This window comes from Streptomyces sp. JLBG701, assembly GCF_058544905.1.
This window is the reverse complement of the sequence record NZ_CM178588.1, coordinates 3,169,503-3,187,562: the sequence shown is the minus strand read 5'-3', so window position 1 is coordinate 3,187,562 and position 18,060 is coordinate 3,169,503. Positions and strand designations below refer to the sequence as shown.

Here is an 18,060-nt window from a genome sequence, read left to right as displayed (position 1 = left end):
GCGATCCCATACGTTCCGCTTTGCACCGCATTGTCGTACGTCCCCGGGAGCCGCTCATGACCACCCTGCGCACCCGCGTCAACGCCCTCGACGAGCGACGCCGCCACCGCGGCGCGGCCCGCGCGATCCTGCGGCTCCTTCCCGAACCGGAGAGCTGGCTGGACGTGGGCACGGGCGACGGCCAATTCCCGGAAACGGCGAAGGAGTTCTTCCCGTACACGTCCTTCGACGGCCTGGACCCCACGGACCGTGTGACGCGGGCCCAAGAGGCCGACCGCATCGAGGAGGCGTACACCGGTCACCTGACGGACCCGCACATCGCGTCGCTCCTGCGTGGCCGCTACGACGTAGTCACCCTGCTCCGGCACAGGTCACCGGCCCCGGATCCCGATGCGGAACTGGGCGCCGCCCTGACAGCTCTCCGCCCCGACGGCCTCCTCCTAGTAGAGGCGCCCCATCCACAGTCGGACGACGTCAGCACGGCACTGGAGTCCCAGGGCTGCACGATCACCACGGTGAGAACCCGCGTCCCCGACCGCTTCCCGACCGCGCGCTTGATCATCGCGCGCAAGGCGGCACCCCGCCAGGGGCGCGGGGAACTGCGCGACCAGCCCCCACCGAACCCGCAGTGAACGACCCGCCTGGCCAGCGGAGCTAGCCGCGCAACGAAATCGCCTGCCCGGCGACGACAAGCAGCACATGCTCGCACTCACCCGCGATCGCCGCGTTGAGCCGTCCGAGCTCATCCCGGTACCGCCGGCCGGAGGCACTCGCGGGCACGATCCCGGACCCCACCTCGTTGGATACGAGGACGACGGTCCGCCGAGTCGCCCGCACCGCCGCCGTCAACTCCCGTACCCGCTCCCGCAGGGCCCGCTCACCGCCATCGGCCCACACCGCGTCGTCCCAGGCCCCGACGGAGTCCATCGCGTCGGTCAGCCACAGCGACAGACAGTCGATGAGCAGCGGCGTCCCGTCCACCCCCAGCAACGGCACGAGATCGCACGTCTCCACGGTCCGCCACGACCCCGGCCGCCGCTCCCGGTGCAGCGCGACCCGCGCCGCCCACTCCCCGTCCCCGTTCCGCGAACCGCCCGTCGCCACATACAGCACATCGGGAAAGGCCTCCAGCCGCCGCTCGGCCTCCACGGACTTCCCCGACCGCGCCCCGCCCAGCACCAGCGTCCGCCGCGGCAGATCCGGTACGTCCTCGTAGGCGCCCACGACCAGCGACGTCCCGTCAGGCACGGCCCGCGCCCCTGCCGCGGCGAGCTGCCGCCGCATCTCGACCCCCGGCGGCACATCGTGATCCAGATGTACGGCGATGACATCCGTCGTAGGACCCATCGCCCCGACCGCCCGCAGCCGGGCCAGCGCGTCGGGCCGCCCCACGACATCGGCGACGACCATGTCGTACCGCTCGACGGACTCCTCCTCAAGACCGGCAGGCGCGCCCCCCGGCGGCAGATACAGCAACCGCTGCCCGTCCGGCCCGGTCACCGCGTACCCCGTACCGCCCGCGTCCATCGCCAGCGCCCGCACCCGGTGCCCCGTCAGCAGCGCCAACTCCCGCCCGTCCGGCACCCGTCCGGCCTGTGGCAGCCCGGCCGGCACCTCGACGGCCGGCCCGTTGTGCGGATGCGACAGCAGCACCTGCCGTACGCCGCCCAGCGAACGCCCCGCCCGCGCCGCCGCGAGCGCCGCGCCCGGCGTGAGGTCGAGCAGCAGCGCCCCGTCCACGAGCAGCGCGGTGGCAGCCCGCGCGTCCACGCCGAGCGAGGTCGCGCAGGCCGCGCAGGGACAGCTGGGGCGGGGGAGGCCCGCGGGGGCGCCGGTGCCGAGCAGAGTCAGTTCCACGGACCCGATTTTCCCGTGTCGCCGCAGGTCTTGCGCGTCCGGCTAGGCTCAGGGCAGGAGCCGGACCAAGATCCGGCTTCTGCTCTGCATGTGCTCATACGTTGGAGGCGTACATGGCGGCATGGACGTGGCGGTTCGAGAAGGCCGACGGGACGGAGGTCCAGCCGGCGGTGCAGCCCGAGGAGTTCACCACGCAGGGGGACGCCGAGTCCTGGCTCGGGGAGCACTGGAAGGACCTGCTGGCCGGGGGCGCGGACCAGGTGCGGCTGTTCGAGGACTCCACGGAGATCTACGGGCCGATGAGCCTGCACGCCGAGGAGCCCAAGGAGTCGAAGGAGTCCTAGGACCGACTCCTGGGACCCGCAGGCGCAGCCGCAGGGGCGAGGGCCATACGGCTCTCGCCCGCCCCTTCTCCATCCCATTGCCTCGCTCGTCGTACGAAACGGGGCTCAGCCCCGCACCCCGCACAGGTGCAGCAACGCCGCCACCCCGCGATACGGATCCGTCCGCCCGGCCCGCTCCTCGACCGCCAGCAGCGCGTCCAGGTCGGCCGGGATCTCCGCCTCGTCCGCGGCGGTGTCGGTGAAGACGCGCACGCCGTACCAGGCGTGCAGCGGTGCCCCGATCCCGGCGAGCGTCGAGGTCAGGGTGGACAGCCGGTCCGCCCGTACGTCGAGTCCGAGCCGGTTCCGGTAGGCGGTCGAGTCGAAGGCGCCCAGCGCACCGGCCCAGTCCCCGGACAAGCCCGGCCGCATGGCCAAGGCATCCCCGTTCCGCACCAGGAGGGACAGCAGTCCGCCGGGCGCGAGCATCCGGGCCAGCCCGGCGAGCAGCGGATCTGGCTCCTGGACGTACATGAGCACGCCGTGACACAGCACGACGTCGAAACTGCCCGGCAGGAAGTGCACACCCGTGTCCCGGCCGTCGCCCTGGACGATCCGCACCCGCTCCCGGATCCCCTCCGGTTCGGCGGCGAGCGCCTCGCGACAGGCGGAGATCATCTTCGGATCCTGCTCGACCCCGGTGACCTGATGCCCGGCACGGGCCAGCCGCAGCGCCTGCGTGCCCTGTCCCATCCCCACGTCGAGCACCCGCAGCCGCTGCCCGACCGGGAACCGCCCGGCTATCTGCTCGTCGAGCTGCCGGGCCACCAGCTCCTGTCGTACGACATCACGCAGCCCGCCCAGCTTGTTCAGCCAGGCATCCGCCGCACCCCCGGAGAAGGAAGCCGCGCTCAGGGCTTCTCTCCGCGCTTGACCTGCGGCTTCGGCAGCCGGAGGCGACGCATCTGGAGGGAGCGCATCAGGGCGTAGGCGACGGCGCCCTTCTTGTTCTGATCGGGGAAGCGCTCGCCCAGCCGCTTCTTCAGCCGGACCGCCGTATTGATCGAATCAAGAACGATGAGCACGATCACGACGAGCCACAGCAGCAGCGCGATGCTCTGCAGCGCGCCCACGCGCACCATGCTCAGCACGAGGATGACCACGGCCATCGGCAGGAAGAACTCGGCGACGTTGAAGCGCGAGTCGATGTAGTCACGGGCGAACCTGCGGACCGGCCCCTTGTCACGGGCGGGCAGGTAGCGCTCGTCGCCGCTCGCCAGCGCCTGGCGCTGCCGCTCCATGGCGGCACGGCGCTCGTCGCGCTGCCGCTTGGCGCCCTCCTTGCGCGTCGACGGCGTGTTGGCGACGCTGCGGCGCTGGGTCTGGGCCTCACTGCGCTTGGGCGTGGGCCGACCCTTCGGGGCCTGCGGGTCGCGGGTCTGCTTGGAGTCGGTCAGCGACGACTTGTCGGCGGCTGCCTTCTCATCCTTGGCACGGCTACGGAACACAAAACCCAAGGGTACGGGGTGCACGCGCATGGACCCCACCCCGGTGGGGAACGATCCGGCAACACCGATCGTCATGTAGGGGACAGAGAGGGACGTCACGTCGCGTTTCCTGGGGATCACCCGGGTGTCACCTACTGGTGTCACCTACTCCCTACGCCGGACCTGGAACGAACGCAGTCGTCCTTGGGGATGAGCGCATCCGTCCCCGAACAGTGCGGTAATGGATGCAGGGCCCGTACTGTGGGTTCTGTTGCAGTCGCTGGAGCTGGAGTCCGTCAGAAGGGGGCGCGCGAAGCCCATGAGCGGTGTCATGAAGCGTATGGGGATGATCTTCCGCGCGAAGGCGAACAAGGCCCTTGACCGGGCCGAGGACCCGCGCGAAACCCTCGATTACTCGTACCAGAAGCAGCTGGAGCTGCTCCAGAAGGTGCGCCGCGGCGTCGCGGACGTGGCGACGTCCCGCAAGCGCCTGGAACTGCAGCTGGCCCAGCTGAACAAGCAGTCCACCACGCTGGAGGACCAGGGCCGCAAGGCGCTCGCGCTGGGCCGTGAGGACCTGGCCCGCGAGGCGCTGTCCCGCCGTGCCGCGCTGCAGCAGCAGGTGACGGATCTGGAGACCCAGCACCAGACCCTCCAAGGCGAGGAGGAGAAGCTCACCCTGGCGGCCCAGCGTCTCCAGGCCAAGGTCGACGCCTTCCGCACCAAGAAGGAGACGATCAAGGCCACGTACACGGCGGCCCAGGCCCAGACCCGGATCGGCGAGGCGTTCACCGGCATCTCCGAGGAGATGGGCGACGTGGGCCTGGCGATCCAGCGCGCGGAGGACAAGACGGCCCAGCTCCAGGCGCGAGCGGGCGCGATCGACGAACTCCTCGCCTCGGGCGCCCTGAACGACCCCACGGGCATGGCCAAGGACGACCTCCAGGCCGAGCTGGACCGGCTCTCCGGTGGTACGGATGTAGAGCTGGAACTGCAGCGCATGAAGGCGGAGCTGGCGGGCGGTTCGTCGTCCGGCCAGCAGGCCATCGAGGGCGGCAAGGACCAGGCGCAGTCCCAGTCCCAGCAGCAGTCCCAGGACACGCCACGCTTCGACAAGCAGTAGCCCACGCCTGAGGAGGGCGACATGATCGTACGGATCATGGGGGAGGGGCAGGTGAGGCTGGCCGACAGCCACCTCACCGAACTCGACAAGCTCGACGACGAACTCCTACGGGAAATGGAGAACGGCGACGGCCCAGGCTTCCGCCGCACCCTCCAAGCACTCCTCGCCAAGGTCCGAGAACTGGGCGACCCTTTGCCGGACGACTCCTTGGAACCCTCGGAACTGATCCTCCCGGCGTCCGACGCGACGCTGGAGGAGGTCCGGGACCTGCTGAGTGACGATGGTCTGATCCCGGGCTGAGGGATTTCTTGGGCGAGCGCCGGCAGGCTGCCGCCTTTCAGCGCCGGTCCAGGCAATCTCAGCCCGTCCGGCGTTTGAGGACGAGGCCCTTCGGGCCGAAGGGGGGTCTGGGGGCACAGCCCCCAGGGACGGCGCCCTGGACAAGGGGCACCGCCGGCACCGTTCCGGCCACCACAAGCCCCCCGTACTGTAAAAACCGTGAGCACCCTGGAACGCGTAACCCGCGGAGCGAAAGCTCACCCCCTCGCGCTGGACGCGGCCCTCGCGGCGGGCGTCCTCGGATGCATGGTGGCCGGCTCCTTCGTGGACCCGCACGGAGAGAACGGCGTCGGCTGGGGTGCCCGCACCGGCCCCAACGCCCTCAGCCTGATCCTCATGGCCCTCGGCGCCACCGCCCTCGTCTTCCGCCGAAACGCCCCGATCACGGTCCTCGCCCTCACCGGCACCCTCACCGTCATCGAGTCCATCACCGGCGACCCCCGAGCCCCCGTGGCCATGTCCGCCGTCATCGCGCTCTACACGGTCGCCGCCTCCACCGACCGCCCCACCACGTGGCGCGTGGGCCTGCTCACGATGACCGTGCTCACCGGCGCCGCCATGCTCGCCGGCCCCCTCCCCTGGTACGCCCAGGAGAACCTCGCCATCTTCGCCTGGACAGGCATGGCGGCCACGGCCGGCGACGCGGTCCGCAGCCGCCGCGCCTTCGTCCACGCCATACGCGAACGCGCCGACCGTGCCGAACGCACCCGCGAGGAGGAGGCCCGCCGCCGAGTCGCCGAGGAACGCCTCCGGATCGCCCGCGACCTGCACGACGTCGTCGCCCACCACATCGCCCTGGTCAACGTCCAGGCCGGAGTCGCCGCCCACGTCATGGACAAGCGCCCCGACCAGGCCAAGGAGGCCCTCGCGCACGTACGGGAGGCCAGCCGCTCCGCGCTCAACGAACTCCGCGCCACCGTCGGCCTGTTGCGCCAGTCCGGCGACCCCGAGGCCCCGACCGAACCGGCCCCCGGCCTGGACCGCCTCGACGAACTCGTCGGCACCTTCCGCAGCGCGGGCCTCCAGGTCGAGGTCGCCCGCGCCGACCACGGCACCACCTTGCCCGCCGCCGTCGGCCTGGCCGCCTACCGCGTCATCCAGGAGGCCCTGACCAATGTGCAGAAGCACGCCGGCATGGAGGCGAAGGCCGAGGTCAGCGTCGTACGGGTAGGACCGAACGTCGAGATCACCGTGCTCGACAACGGCTCCGGCGAGGACGAGGACCCCGATTCGGGCGGCGGCCACGGACTGCTCGGCATGCGCGAGCGGGTCAGCGCCCTGCGCGGCACCCTCACCACCGGTCCCCGGTACGGCGGCGGTTTCCGCGTCCATGCGATCCTGCCCGTCAAGACCCGTACCCGCCCCGCGGAGGACCCCGTATGACGATCCGTGTCCTGCTCGCCGACGACCAGGCACTCCTGCGCAGCGCGTTTCGGGTGCTCGTCGACTCGGAGCCGGACATGGAGGTCGTGGGCGAGGCGTCCGACGGCGCGGAGGCGGTGCGGCTGGCGAAGGAACACCGTGCGGACGTCGTGCTGATGGACATCCGTATGCCGGGCACGGACGGTCTCGCGGCCACTCGGCTGATCAGTGCCGATGCCACCCTCGCCCATGTCCGGGTGGTGATCCTGACGACCTTCGAGGTCGACGACTACGTCGTGCAGTCGCTGCGCGCCGGCGCCTCCGGCTTCCTCGGCAAGGGCTCCGAGCCCGACGAACTGCTCAACGCGATCCGGGTCGCGGCCGGCGGCGAGGCGCTGCTGTCCCCGGCGGCCACCAAGGGCCTGATCGCCCGCTTCCTCGCGCAGGGCGGCGCGCTGGACGACGACCGCGACCCGGCCCGCGCGCAGCGCCTCGACGCGCTGACCGTGCGGGAGCGCGAGGTGCTGGTCCAGGTCGCCGGCGGCCATTCCAACGACGAGATCGCCGAGCGCCTCGAAGTCAGCCCGCTGACGGTGAAGACGCACGTCAACCGGGCCATGGCCAAGCTGGGCGCCCGGGACCGGGCCCAGCTCGTGGTGATCGCGTACGAGTCGGGGCTGGTACGCCCGAGGGTGGAGTGAGCTCGACCCTCCTGTACTGCGGCTGGTGTATACGCCGTATAAGGAATTGGACCGAGGGCGCGGGATCGGCCCCGCGCACGGCCGAGGGCGTAGGGCGGGCCCCACGTGCATGTACGAGGTGGCCCGCTCCTGCCGCGTATGCCACAGTCTGTGGCTGTCCAGATTCAGCGTCGCTGACGAGCTGAGGTGTTCCTGGGCCGACTTGGGATTTCGGGCCTGCCCGTGGTGCGGGCTGGACTCCTGCCCCGAGTCGGTGCCCGCGCGGTTGGCTGCCGCGTGGGTGCTCATCGTGTGCAGTACCTGCCGCCTCGCTCGCCGCTGGCCGCGGCGGTTCGGTGACTCCGGTATCCGCCCCGCCGGACGCTTTCCGCCCGGTGTGGACCCGGGCGGGGCGGGGACCCCGCGTCGCTTTCCTGGGCACGGGGCGCTTTCTCAGTCGATCAGCTTCGGAGGGCTGACCGCTGCTTCGTACAACGACGCCGTCCCACTCAGGACACGGCTGAAAGTCACACAACCGGATCGCCTGCTCGCCGTCACCTCGGGCCAGGACCAGCAGGCCCTCGCCGACCGGCTCGACCGGACCGTCGTACCGGACCTGAAGGACATCGACGGCGTCGGCCAGGTCACCGTCGACGGTGTGCGCGACCTCCAGGTCACCGTAACCCCCGACGACAATAAGCTCGCGTCGGCGGGCCTCACCTCCGCCGCCCTCGCCCAGGCCCTCCAGGCGGGCGGCGCGACCGTCGCGGCCGGCTCCTTCGACGAGGGCGGCAACAACCGCACCGTCCAGGTCGGCGGCGGCTTCACCTCGCTGCAGCAGATCCAGGACCTGATGGTCACGGGGGAGACCGGCAAGAAGCCGGTGCGCCTCGCCGACGTGGCCACGGTCGAGCAGGAGCAGTCCACGGCCGACTCCATCACGCGCACGGACGGCAAGCCGAGCCTCGCCGTGATGGTCACCATGGACAACGACGGCAGCGCCGTCGCGATCTCCGACGCGGTCCAGGACAAGCTGTCGGACATGCGGGCGGACGTCGGTTCCGGCGCCACGGTCACGGTCGTCAGCGACCAGGGCCCGGCGGTCAAGAAGTCCATCGACGGCCTGACGACGGAGGGCGCGCTCGGCCTGCTCTTCGCGGTCCTGATCATCCTGGTCTTCCTGGCGTCGATCCGCTCGACCCTCGTCACCGCGGTCTCGATCCCCCTGTCTGTGGTCCTGGCCCTGATCGTCCTGTGGACGAGGGACCTGTCCCTCAACATGCTGACGCTCGGCGCGCTGACGATCGCCATCGGCCGGGTGGTCGACGACTCGATCGTGGTCCTGGAGAACATCAAGCGCCACCTCGGCTACGGCGAGGAGCGCGAGGAGGCCATCCTCAAGGCGGTCCGCGAGGTCGCGGGCGCGGTGACGTCCTCGACGCTCACCACGGTCGCCGTCTTCCTCCCGATCGGCCTGGTCGGCGGCATGGTGGGCCAGCTGTTCGGCGCGTTCTCCCTCACGGTGACGGCGGCCCTGCTGGCATCGCTCCTGGTGTCGCTGACGGTCGTACCGGTCCTGTCGTACTGGTTCCTGCGCGCCCCCAAGGGCACCCCCGAGGACGCGGACGAGGCCCGCAGACTGGCGGAGGAGAAGGAGTCGAAGAGCAGGCTCCAGCGCGTCTACGTCCCCGTCCTGCGCTTCGCCACCAGGCGCCGTCTGACGAGCCTGGCGCTCGCGGCCGTGATCCTGGTCGGCACCTTCGGCATGGCGCCGCTCCTGAAGACGAACTTCTTCGACCAGGGCGAGCAGGAAGTCCTCACCGTCAACCAGGAGTTGAAGCCGGGCACCAGCCTGGCGGCGACCGATGAGTCGGCCAAGAAGGTCGAGAAGATGCTCGCCGGCGTGAAGGGCATCAAGGACTACCAGGTGACGGTCGGCTCGTCCGGCTTCATGGCCGCCTTCGGCGGCAGCACCGACACCAACCACGCCTCGTACTCGGTGATGCTGGAGGACTCGGCCTCCTCCGACGACGTCCAGGACCGTATCGAGGAGGGCCTCGGCAAGCTCTCCGGCATCGGTACGACCACGATCGCGGCCGGTGACGGCTTCGGCAGCCAGGACCTCAGCGTGGTCGTGAAGGCGGCCGACGGTGACGTGCTGCGCACGGCCGCCGAGGAGGTCCGGGACGCGGTGGCGGACCTGGACGACGTCAAGGACGTGACCAGCGACCTGGCGCAGAGCGTGCCGCGCATCTCGGTCAAGGCCAACTCCCGTGCCGCCGCGGCCGGTTTCAACGACCAGACCCTCGGCGCGGCCGTCACCCAGGCCGTCAAGGGCACCACCGCCGCCAAGGCGATCCTGGACGACACCGAGCGCGACGTCGTCATCAGGTCGGCCGAGCCGGCCGAGACGCTGGCCCAGTTGAAGGCGCTTCAGCTCGGCCCGGTGAAGCTCGGTGACATCGCCACGGTGGAGCTCGTCGACGGCCCGGTCTCCATGACCCGCATCGACGGCCAGCGCGCGGCGACCATCACGGCGAAGCCGACCGGCGACAACACGGGCGCGGTGAGCGCGGACCTCACGTCCAAGCTCGACGCCCTGAAGCTCCCGGCGGGCGCCACGGCCGAGATCGGCGGTGTCTCCCAGGACCAGGACGACGCGTTCAAGAACCTGGGCCTGGCGATGCTGGCGGCGATCGCGATCGTCTTCATGCTCCTGGTGGCGACGTTCCGCTCGCTCGCCCAGCCGCTGATCCTGCTCGTCTCGATCCCGTTCGCGGCGACGGGCGCGATCGGCCTCCTGATCATCACGGGCACCCCGATGGGCGTCCCCGCGATGATCGGCATGCTGATGCTGATCGGCATCGTGGTGACGAACGCGATCGTGCTGATCGACCTGATCAACCAGTACAGGAAGCAGGGTTACGGCGTCGTCGAGGCCGTGGTGGAGGGCGGCCGTCACCGACTCCGCCCCATCCTGATGACGGCACTGGCGACGATCTTCGCGCTGCTCCCGATGGCACTCGGCGTCACGGGCGAGGGCGGCTTCATAGCCCAGCCGCTCGCGGTGGTCGTCATCGGCGGCCTCATCACGTCAACTCTGCTGACCCTGCTGCTCGTTCCGACGCTGTACGCGATGCTGGAGCTCCGCAAGGAGCGCCGCGCGAAGAAGCGGGCGGCGAAAAAGGCGGGGAAGACGGACACGCCGGTGCAGGAGCCGGAGCCCGCGGGCGTGTGACGGCCTGACCTCACGGCGGCCGGGTTCTGGACGACGACAGTCCGGAACCCGGCCGCCGGCGTTTCGGCGTTATGTATCTTGTGGCTCGAACTGCTTTACGGTGAAGGGGATCCCGGTCGTGCCACTGCACAAGGACGACCCGAAATCGGTCGGCGGGTACAAGCTGGTCGACCGGCTCGGCGCCGGCGGCATGGGTGTCGTCTACTGGGGCAGATCGCGCTCGGGCCGTGAGGTCGCCGTCAAGGTGGTGCACGCCCAGTACGCGGAGGACAAGGTCTTCCGCGCCCGCTTCCGGCAGGAGATCGAGTCCGTCCGCAAGGTCAGCGGCGCCTTCACCGCGCCCGTGGTGGACGCCGACCCGGAGGCGGTACGGCCTTGGATGGCGACCCAGTACGTCCCCGGCAGCTCCCTCGCCGAACGGATCCGCGACCACGGCGCCCTCAGGGGTACCGAACTGCGGCGCCTGGCCCTGGGGTTGGTCGAGGCGCTGCAGGACATCCACCGGGCCGGAGTCGTCCACCGGGACCTCAAGCCCGCCAACGTCCTGATGGCCGAGGACGGGCCCCGCGTCATCGACTTCGGCATATCCCGCGCCGCCGAGAACCACCAGACCCTCACCGAGACCGGCCAGATGATCGGCACCCCGCCCTTCATGTCACCGGAACAGTTCACGGACGCCCGCAAGGTCGGACCCGCCTCGGACGTCTTCTCGCTCGCCGCGCTGCTGGTCTTCTCGGCCACCGGACGCGGCCCCTTCGACGCCGACAGCCCGTACATGACCGCCTTCCGGGTCGTCCACGAGCCGCCCGGACTGGACGGCGTACCGCAGCCGTTGCGCACGGTCCTGGAGCGCTGCCTGGTCAAGGAGGCCGCCGACCGGCCCCAACTGGACGTACTTGCCAAGGAGTTCGCCGAGGCGCTGCCCGAGCCCGACCCCATGGACCCGGACACCACGACCCTGCGTCTGTCCGACCTGAGGACTCTTGAGGAGACCTACGGCGGCGCCGACCCGGCGGCGCCCACCCGGGGTACCCGCTCGCCGGGACCGTCCCGGCGAGCGCGGGGCCGCCGGGTGCGACCACTGCTGGTGGCGGCCGGCACGGTCGGCGCGCTGAGCCTGGGGGCGGTGGGGTACGTGCAGTTCGGGCTCTCGGACAGCCCAGCGGCGAGTGCCGCCCCGGGCTCCCGATGGGCGGCGCTCCCCACCGGCTGGCAGGCCTGGCAGACGACGGTGCTCAAGCCGGCCCAGTGGGGCGAGGTCCAGCCCCTGGGGGACGAGAACGGCAACCGGGGTGACGCCACCTGCCAACGCTACGAAGCCGCCGTCTATTGTGCGGGCGCCAGCATCCTCCCGGTCCGCCTGGACGCCCGTGGCGGCGACACCGTCTGGCGCTCCTCCCTCGCGTCCTCCGCCGAGGGCGCGGACAGCGGGCGGAACGACTTCGCGCTCCTCGGGGTGCGGGACGGCGCGATGCTCGTCCGGTATGCCGCGTACCAGGACGAGAACTCCTTGGAGGCGACGACCCGCGTGGTCGCCCTCGACACGGAGAGCGGCGATGAGCTCTGGTCCCGCAAGGTGAACGACGACAACGTGGACCTGACTCTGACCGGCGACCTGGTCCTGACGACCGACGCCGGCGGCCGGCTGGTGACGGCCCGTTCCCCGCGCACCGGCGCCGACCGCTGGACCATGCAACTGCCCGCCGACAGGTACTGCACCTTCCTCGCCGCCGGCAGCGACCTGTACGCGCACTGCGTGTCGACGGATGATCAGCAGGTCGCCGAGATCCTCCGGCTGGACAAGTCCGACGGCTCGGTGGTCCGGCGGATCGAGGTCCCGTTCCAGAGCCTCTTGCTCGGTGCCGCCGACGGCAGGCTGGTCGTCCTGGTGGCGGGAACCGATGGCAAGGCGTCCGCCGAGGACGGGACGTCCGGCAAGATCCTGCTGGTCGACCCGGACACCGGGGCGAGCACCGCGACCAAGCTGACGAAGACCTACACGGGCTCGGTGACGCTGGCCGCCGACACCCTGTGGACCACCGGGGCCGACGGCCAGGTGAGCGCCGTGTCCCCGCTGACCGGCGAGCAGCTGTGGACGACCCGGACCGGCGTCGAGCACGCGGGCCCGCCCACCTACGACGCCAAGTCCCGCACCCTGTACGCGGTCAGCCCCAGTGGCCGGGTCGCGGCGCTCGACGCCCGCAAGGGCACGCTGCTGTGGGAGACGGCCGCGCGGGTCGCGCAGGTCTCGAACGGCGACGCGATCGAGCCCGCGGTGTTCCCGTACGGCGGCGCGCTGATCGCGGCCACCCCGGACGGCACCGTCTTCAGCCTCGACCCCGCGCACCCCGAGGAGAAACCCGCCTCGGGGTGACAAGCGGGGCGGACGGCTACGGCAGCGCCAGCATCCGCTCCAGCGCCAGCTTCGCGAACGCCTCTGTCTCCTTGTCGACCTCGATGCGGTTGACCAGGTTGCCCTCGGCGAGGGACTCCAGGGTCCACACCAGGTGGGGGAGGTCGATGCGGTTCATGGTCGAGCAGAAGCAGACCGTCTTGTCGAGGAAGACGATCTCCTTGCCCTCGGGCGCGAAACGGTTCGCGAGCCGTCGGACCAGGTTCAGCTCGGTGCCGATGGCCCACTTGGAGCCGGCGGGAGCGGCCTCCAGGGCCTTGATGATGTACTCGGTCGAACCGACGTAGTCCGCCGCGGCCACGACCTCGTTCTTGCACTCGGGGTGCACCAGGACGTTCACACCGGGGATCCGTGCGCGCACGTCCTCGACCGACTCCAGGCTGAAGCGCCCGTGGACCGAGCAGTGGCCGCGCCACAGGATCATCTTCGCGTCCCGCAGCTGCTGGGCGGTCAGCCCGCCGTTGGGCTTGTGCGGGTTGTAGAGGACGCAGTCCTCCAGCGTCATCCCCATGTCCCGCACCGCCGTGTTGCGGCCGAGGTGCTGGTCGGGGAGGAACAGCACCTTCTCGCCCTGTTCGAAGGCCCACTCAAGGGCCTTCTTGGCGTTGGACGAGGTGCAGATCGTGCCGCCGTGCTTGCCCGTGAACGCCTTGATGTCCGCGGACGAGTTCATGTACGAGACGGGCACGACCTGCTCGGCTATCCCGGCCTCGGTCAGCACGTCCCAGCACTCGGCGACCTGCTCGGCGGTGGCCATGTCGGCCATGGAGCAGCCGGCCGCCAGGTCCGGCAGGACGACCTTCTGGTCGTCGGACGTCAGGATGTCCGCCGACTCCGCCATGAAGTGCACACCGCAGAACACGATGTACTCGGCCTCCGGGCGCGCGGCCGCGTCCCGGGCCAGCTTGAAGGAGTCGCCCGTGACGTCGGCGAACTGGATGACCTCGTCGCGCTGGTAGTGGTGGCCGAGCACGAAGACCTTGCTGCCGAGCTTCTCCTTGGCCACGCGGGCACGCTCGACCAGGTTCGGGTCGGACGGCGAGGGCAGGTCGCCGGGACACTCGACACCACGCTCGCTCCTCGGGTCGGCCTCACGGCCGAGAAGCAACAGGGCGAGGGGCGTCGGCTGTACGTCGAGCTCCTGGGTTTGGGCGGTGGTCACGACACGCACCCTTTCTGTTCTGCGGGCTGTTCTGATGAAAGACGTGCCTTTTCGTCGATCTGACGTTATCTATCATAACCCGGTTCACGTCACCTTGACGATGGTCATAACGTCGATGTGACATGAATCCCGGTGAGGCCCTAGGGCCGCTGTTCGCTTCGTCGCGGGTGTGCGAGCATGAAAGAACAGGCGAACAGACAAGTTGCCCGGCCCGGAATGAATCCGCGGCCCAGGTGGTTGCAAACGTCGGCAAGCAGTCTCCGTACAACCCGGGAGAGATGTAGATGTCCGTATCGGACGAGACCAGCACCGTCACCGACGGCATCATCCTGTCCGACGCCGCCGCGGCGAAGGTCAAGGCCCTGCTCGACCAGGAAGGCCGTGAAGACCTGGCCCTGCGCGTCGCCGTCCAGCCCGGCGGCTGCTCCGGCCTGCGCTACCAGCTCTTCTTCGACGAGCGCTCCCTCGACGGCGATGTCCTCAAGGACTTCGACGGCGTCAAGGTCGTCACCGACCGCATGAGCGCCCCGTACCTGGGCGGCGCGTCCATCGACTACGTCGACACCATCGAGAAGCAGGGCTTCACGATCGACAACCCGAACGCGACGGGCTCCTGCGCCTGCGGCGACTCCTTCAGCTAAGCCACACGCTCAGCTGAGCCACACGCTGTACGACGAAGGCGGCGGCCCCCTCCGACGGGGCCGCCGCCTTCGCGTCTGTGTGGACGGCTATCGCGCGACCGAGTTCTCCGGCAGCGGGGTCGCCGTCCCCTTCGAGATCCCCTCGCCGTCCGACCCGACGACCTGCCGGTCACCGAGCGCCTCGTCCAGCTGCACGGTCTGGTGGTAGGTCTTGGCGATCAGGATGCAGACCTTGTCCGGCCAGGGCGTCTCGGTCACCGTGACAGTCACCGTGTCGGGCGTCTCACTCGCCGACGCCTCGTAGTCCGCGCACACCCCGCCCGTGAAGCTCACGGTCAGCTCCTGCCCGTCGGCCGAGTAGCCCTCCACCTTCACATCACGCGTGGTCGGCGCCGAGGTCGGCTCGTCGCTCGGCCCCGTCGGAGCCGGACTGGGCTGCCCGGTCGTCGTCCCCGCGGAAGGCGTGGACGAGACCAGGTACTCCGGCTCGATCGCCGGATACGTCACCGTGAAGCTGTCCTCGGCACCCTCGGCCCGCACCTCGAACAGCCAGGACGGCACCAGCGTCTGCCGCGCCTCGACGGTGTGCGAGGCCAGCCCGAACACCGCCTTCTCGACCGTGACCGACTGCTGCTCGGGAACGGTGGTCGACGATCCGCAGGGCGCCTCAAGCCGGTCCTTCAGCGGTACGGGACTGGCGCACCCCCCGATGCCCATCCGAGGCTCGGGCGTGCCCTGCCCGGAACCGCCCACGTTCGCGTTCAGCAGGTCCAGCGTCTTCTTCGCGTTCAGGACGGGATACGTGTCCCCCTCCACCGGCGCCTTCAACTGCCCGTTGCCGCTGACCACTTCGCCCTGGGCGCCGACACTGATCCCGGTCGACCAGCCGTAGGTCGGCAGCCCGCCGACCACCGGAGCGGCGTTCACGACCCGCTGGGCGCCCATGACCTGGCTCGCGTCCAGCTTCGCGTCGTCCTGGCCCACCGCCTTGAGGACCGGCGCGGCCGCCTTCTCCGCCGCCGCCACGCTCACGGGATCGACCGCCGGAGAAGCGGGGTCGTTCGCGCACACGGTGGTGCTCTGGCAGTCGTCGGTGCCGGGCGCGTACCGGGAGAAGGTCCAGGCCCCCGGCGCCTTCGTGTTCACCTGGAGACTGGGCCCCGAACCGTCCTTGCCCCCGATCCGCCAGACCTCGCCCTGGACGGCGGGCGTCCCGTCGACCCCGAGGGCCTCGGCCAGCCGGACCACCTCGTCCTTGCTGACCTCGCCCTTCGCCCAGTACACGGCCGCCGAGCCGGGGCCGTCCGCGAGTGTGCCGGCAGCCTCGTAGGTGACGCCGTTCGGGTCGGGCTCGCCGGGCGCGATGCCACTCGTGCCGCCGGCGGAGTAGCCGTCGAGGGCTAGCGGCGAGGGCGTGCCGTCGCCACCGGGGGCCCCGGAGCCCGTACGACCGCCGGAGCCGCTGGACGCGTTGGTGGCGAGGAAGGCCCCACCGCCGCCGACGAGCAGTACGGCGGCGGCGACGGAGGCGATGATCACGGGGGAGCGCCGGCGGCCGGGGTGACCGAGGGGGGACTCCTGCACGCCCTCTGACTCCTGCGCGCTCTCGATTTCCTGCGGGGCCTCGGACTCCTGCGCGCCCTCGTTTTCCTGCGGGGCCTCGGTTTCCGCCGCGCCCTCGGGTTCCTGGACGCCCTGGGGCTCTGCCGCGCTCCCGGTTTCCTGCCCGACCGCGCTCTCCTGCCCGGCCGGGCTTTCCTCCGCGTGCTCGATCTCCTCGGGTGCCTCGGTCTCTTCCTCCGGCGATACCTGCTCCGGCGTCACCTGCTCCGGTGTTTCCTGCTCCTCCGGAGCGCCGGCTGCGGTGTCATCGGCGTCCCGCGTGGTGCCCGAGGCCTCGTCGGCGCCGGCGGCCTCGTCCGCGGCGTCGTCGTTGTCGGGTCGCTCGGTGTTCACCGCATCGCTCCTTCGCACGCACTGCTGTCCCAGGTGACCCGGCCCTGCCAAGAAGGGCTTCTGGTGGGTCGTATCCCGTATCCCCCTTACAGGGGACGGCGATGGGACGCAGCGGGGGAGTGCACGGTTCCCTGCGGGCGCTCTTTCAGTCTCCGTAGTCCGACATGGCGTCCAGCAGATGGGCCGACCGCGCCGGCACGGTCACGCCGTGGATGAGTGACGGAGAGACCGGAAGGGCAGTGATCCGGTCGGGAGCGGACCAGTGCGCGGCCATCCGCGCGCAGTCGCTGTGCAGCGACTCCAGATCGCCTTCCAGATCGACCGGACCGGGGGTGTGGACCTCAAGGTTCGTCATAACGGCACCGTAGGCACGGGCACGCTCGCGAAGAAAGATCTACTATCGGGTAGTTTTGGCAGCTTGCAGGGGTGGCGCGTAGACCGGGTAGCGTGAACTGTCAAAGCACACTCCCCGCAGCCGCAGGAGATTCCCCGCCGTGCGCATCGCAGTCACCGGCTCCATCGCCACCGACCACCTCATGACCTTCCCCGGCCGTTTCGCCGACCAGCTCGTCGCGGACCAGCTGCACACGGTCTCGCTCTCCTTCCTGGTCGACAACCTCGACGTACGCCGGGGTGGGGTGGGCGCGAACATCGCCTTCGGCATGGGCCAGCTCGGCACCACGCCGATCCTGGTCGGGGCCGCCGGCTCCGACTTCGACGAGTACCGGGCCTGGCTGGACCGGCACGGCGTCGACACCGCCTCGGTACGTATCTCCGAGACGCTGCACACCGCCCGCTTCGTCTGCACCACCGACGCCGACCACAACCAGATCGGCTCCTTCTACACGGGCGCGATGAGCGAGGCCCGCCTCATCGAGCTGAAGACCGTCGCGGACCGCGTGGGCGGTCTCGACCTGGTGCTGATCGGCGCCGACGACCCGGAGGCGATGCTTCGCCACACCGAGGAGTGCCGGTCCCGCGGTATCCCCTTCTCCGCCGACTTCTCGCAGCAGATCGCCCGGATGAACGGCGACGAGATCCGCATACTGCTCGACGGGGCTACGTATCTCTTCTCGAACGAGTACGAGAAGGGGCTCATCGAGTCCAAGACCGGCTGGTCGGACGAGGAGATCCTGTCCAAGGTCGGGCACCGGGTGACCACGCTCGGCGCGCAGGGCGTACGCATCGAGAGCGTCGGCGAGAAGCCGATCGAGGTCGGCTGCGCCGAGGAAGAGCGCAAGGCCGACCCGACGGGTGTCGGCGACGCCTTCCGGGCGGGGTTCCTGTCGGGGCTGGCCTGGGGGGTCTCGCTTGAGCGTGCGGCTCAGGTCGGCTGCATGCTGGCGACTCTCGTCATCGAGACCGTGGGTACGCAGGAGTACCAGCTGCGGCGGGCTCACTTCATGGACCGGTTCACCAAGGCGTACGGGCATGACGCCGCGGCCGAGGTTCAGGGGCATCTGGGGTAGTTCGCCGGGC

General features: G+C 70.4%; 16 protein-coding genes. 10 read left to right on the top strand and 6 right to left on the bottom strand.

Annotated features, from left to right (window positions below; all coding sequences use genetic code 11):
• Positions 1-56: 56 nt before the first annotated feature.
• Entirely contained in the window at positions 57-632 is a 576-nt protein-coding gene (locus AC5DRG_RS14575) for a methyltransferase domain-containing protein (protein WP_491810911.1), read from the top strand.
• A 22-nt stretch (positions 633-654) separates the two neighbouring features.
• Here AC5DRG_RS14575 and AC5DRG_RS14570 read toward each other — a convergent pair whose 3' ends face one another.
• Positions 655-1,857, bottom strand: a complete 1,203-nt coding sequence (locus AC5DRG_RS14570; RefSeq protein ID WP_491810909.1) for a bifunctional adenosylcobinamide kinase/adenosylcobinamide-phosphate guanylyltransferase — start codon at positions 1,855-1,857, stop codon at positions 655-657.
• Positions 1,858-1,970: 113 nt separating this feature from the next.
• Here AC5DRG_RS14570 and AC5DRG_RS14565 point away from each other — a divergent pair, with 113 nt between their 5' ends.
• The gene (locus AC5DRG_RS14565) at positions 1,971-2,201 is read left to right on the top strand and encodes a hypothetical protein (RefSeq protein ID WP_491810907.1); all 231 of its coding nucleotides are present in this window, start codon (positions 1,971-1,973) and stop codon (positions 2,199-2,201) included.
• A 105-nt stretch (positions 2,202-2,306) separates the two neighbouring features.
• Here the strand turns inward: AC5DRG_RS14565 and AC5DRG_RS14560 are convergent, their stop codons facing one another.
• Together AC5DRG_RS14560 and AC5DRG_RS14555 are read right to left on the bottom strand one after the other, a co-directional pair.
• Positions 2,307-3,008: a class I SAM-dependent methyltransferase gene (locus AC5DRG_RS14560; RefSeq protein WP_491810905.1), complete on the bottom strand. Its 702-nt coding sequence runs from the start codon at positions 3,006-3,008 to the stop codon at positions 2,307-2,309.
• 83 nt (positions 3,009-3,091) lie between these two features.
• A complete protein-coding gene (locus AC5DRG_RS14555; protein WP_491810903.1) occupies positions 3,092-3,763 on the bottom strand; it encodes a DUF3043 domain-containing protein in 672 nt (223 codons plus the stop codon).
• A gap of 223 nt (positions 3,764-3,986) precedes the next feature.
• Here AC5DRG_RS14555 and AC5DRG_RS14550 point away from each other — a divergent pair, with 223 nt between their 5' ends.
• The 6 genes from AC5DRG_RS14550 to AC5DRG_RS14525 all read left to right on the top strand — a co-directional run bounded on the left by AC5DRG_RS14550 (position 3,987) and on the right by AC5DRG_RS14525 (position 12,783).
• Positions 3,987-4,790, top strand: a complete 804-nt coding sequence (locus AC5DRG_RS14550; protein WP_491810901.1) for a PspA/IM30 family protein — start codon at positions 3,987-3,989, stop codon at positions 4,788-4,790.
• A 21-nt stretch (positions 4,791-4,811) separates the two neighbouring features.
• Positions 4,812-5,090, top strand: coding sequence for a PspA-associated protein PspAA (pspAA, locus tag AC5DRG_RS14545; protein ID WP_491810899.1), 279 nt, complete (start codon positions 4,812-4,814; stop codon positions 5,088-5,090).
• A gap of 198 nt (positions 5,091-5,288) precedes the next feature.
• Positions 5,289-6,512: a sensor histidine kinase gene (locus tag AC5DRG_RS14540; RefSeq protein WP_491810898.1), complete on the top strand. Its 1,224-nt coding sequence runs from the start codon at positions 5,289-5,291 to the stop codon at positions 6,510-6,512.
• Positions 6,509-7,192 carry a response regulator gene (locus tag AC5DRG_RS14535; protein WP_491810896.1) on the top strand — a complete coding sequence of 228 codons (684 nt, stop codon included), beginning with the start codon at positions 6,509-6,511 and terminating at the stop codon, positions 7,190-7,192. The genes AC5DRG_RS14540 and AC5DRG_RS14535 overlap by 4 nt, the downstream gene beginning before the upstream one ends.
• A gap of 289 nt (positions 7,193-7,481) precedes the next feature.
• Positions 7,482-10,409: an efflux RND transporter permease subunit gene (locus AC5DRG_RS14530; RefSeq protein ID WP_491810893.1), complete on the top strand. Its 2,928-nt coding sequence runs from the start codon at positions 7,482-7,484 to the stop codon at positions 10,407-10,409.
• Positions 10,410-10,527: 118 nt separating this feature from the next.
• Positions 10,528-12,783 carry a protein kinase domain-containing protein gene (locus AC5DRG_RS14525; RefSeq protein WP_491810891.1) on the top strand — a complete coding sequence of 752 codons (2,256 nt, stop codon included), beginning with the start codon at positions 10,528-10,530 and terminating at the stop codon, positions 12,781-12,783.
• 16 nt (positions 12,784-12,799) lie between these two features.
• Here the strand turns inward: AC5DRG_RS14525 and nadA are convergent, their stop codons facing one another.
• On the bottom strand, positions 12,800-13,984 hold the full coding sequence (nadA, locus tag AC5DRG_RS14520) for a quinolinate synthase NadA (protein ID WP_491810890.1): 1,185 nt from the start codon (positions 13,982-13,984) through the stop codon (positions 12,800-12,802).
• A 284-nt stretch (positions 13,985-14,268) separates the two neighbouring features.
• On the opposite strand from nadA, the gene erpA reads away from it, so the two are divergent.
• Positions 14,269-14,625, top strand: coding sequence for an iron-sulfur cluster insertion protein ErpA (gene erpA / locus AC5DRG_RS14515; RefSeq protein WP_491810888.1), 357 nt, complete (start codon positions 14,269-14,271; stop codon positions 14,623-14,625).
• A gap of 87 nt (positions 14,626-14,712) precedes the next feature.
• On the opposite strand, the gene AC5DRG_RS14510 is transcribed toward erpA, so the two are convergent.
• Complete coding sequence (locus tag AC5DRG_RS14510) at positions 14,713-16,581, bottom strand: hypothetical protein (protein ID WP_491810886.1); 1,869 nt, start codon at positions 16,579-16,581, stop codon at positions 14,713-14,715.
• A 145-nt stretch (positions 16,582-16,726) separates the two neighbouring features.
• A complete protein-coding gene (locus AC5DRG_RS14505) occupies positions 16,727-16,936 on the bottom strand; it encodes a hypothetical protein (protein ID WP_491810884.1) in 210 nt (69 codons plus the stop codon).
• 139 nt (positions 16,937-17,075) lie between these two features.
• On the opposite strand from AC5DRG_RS14505, the gene AC5DRG_RS14500 reads away from it, so the two are divergent.
• A complete protein-coding gene (locus AC5DRG_RS14500; RefSeq protein ID WP_491810882.1) occupies positions 17,076-18,050 on the top strand; it encodes a carbohydrate kinase family protein in 975 nt (324 codons plus the stop codon).
• The last annotated feature ends 10 nt before the right edge of the window (positions 18,051-18,060 follow it).

Excerpts from the sequence above, each read along its gene's own strand:
- AC5DRG_RS14575 (WP_491810911.1), top strand. The coding sequence starts at position 57 with ATGACCACCCTGCGCACCCGCGTCAACGCCCTCGACGAGCGACGCCGC.
- AC5DRG_RS14565 (WP_491810907.1), top strand. The coding sequence starts at position 1,971 with ATGGCGGCATGGACGTGGCGGTTCGAGAAGGCCGACGGGACGGAGGTC.
- AC5DRG_RS14555 (WP_491810903.1), bottom strand. The coding sequence starts at position 3,763 with ATGACGATCGGTGTTGCCGGATCGTTCCCCACCGGGGTGGGGTCCATG.
- AC5DRG_RS14550 (WP_491810901.1), top strand. The coding sequence starts at position 3,987 with ATGAGCGGTGTCATGAAGCGTATGGGGATGATCTTCCGCGCGAAGGCG.
- pspAA (WP_491810899.1), top strand. The coding sequence starts at position 4,812 with ATGATCGTACGGATCATGGGGGAGGGGCAGGTGAGGCTGGCCGACAGC.
- AC5DRG_RS14535 (WP_491810896.1), top strand. The coding sequence starts at position 6,509 with ATGACGATCCGTGTCCTGCTCGCCGACGACCAGGCACTCCTGCGCAGC.
- erpA (WP_491810888.1), top strand. The coding sequence starts at position 14,269 with ATGTCCGTATCGGACGAGACCAGCACCGTCACCGACGGCATCATCCTG.
- AC5DRG_RS14505 (WP_491810884.1), bottom strand. The coding sequence starts at position 16,936 with ATGACGAACCTTGAGGTCCACACCCCCGGTCCGGTCGATCTGGAAGGC.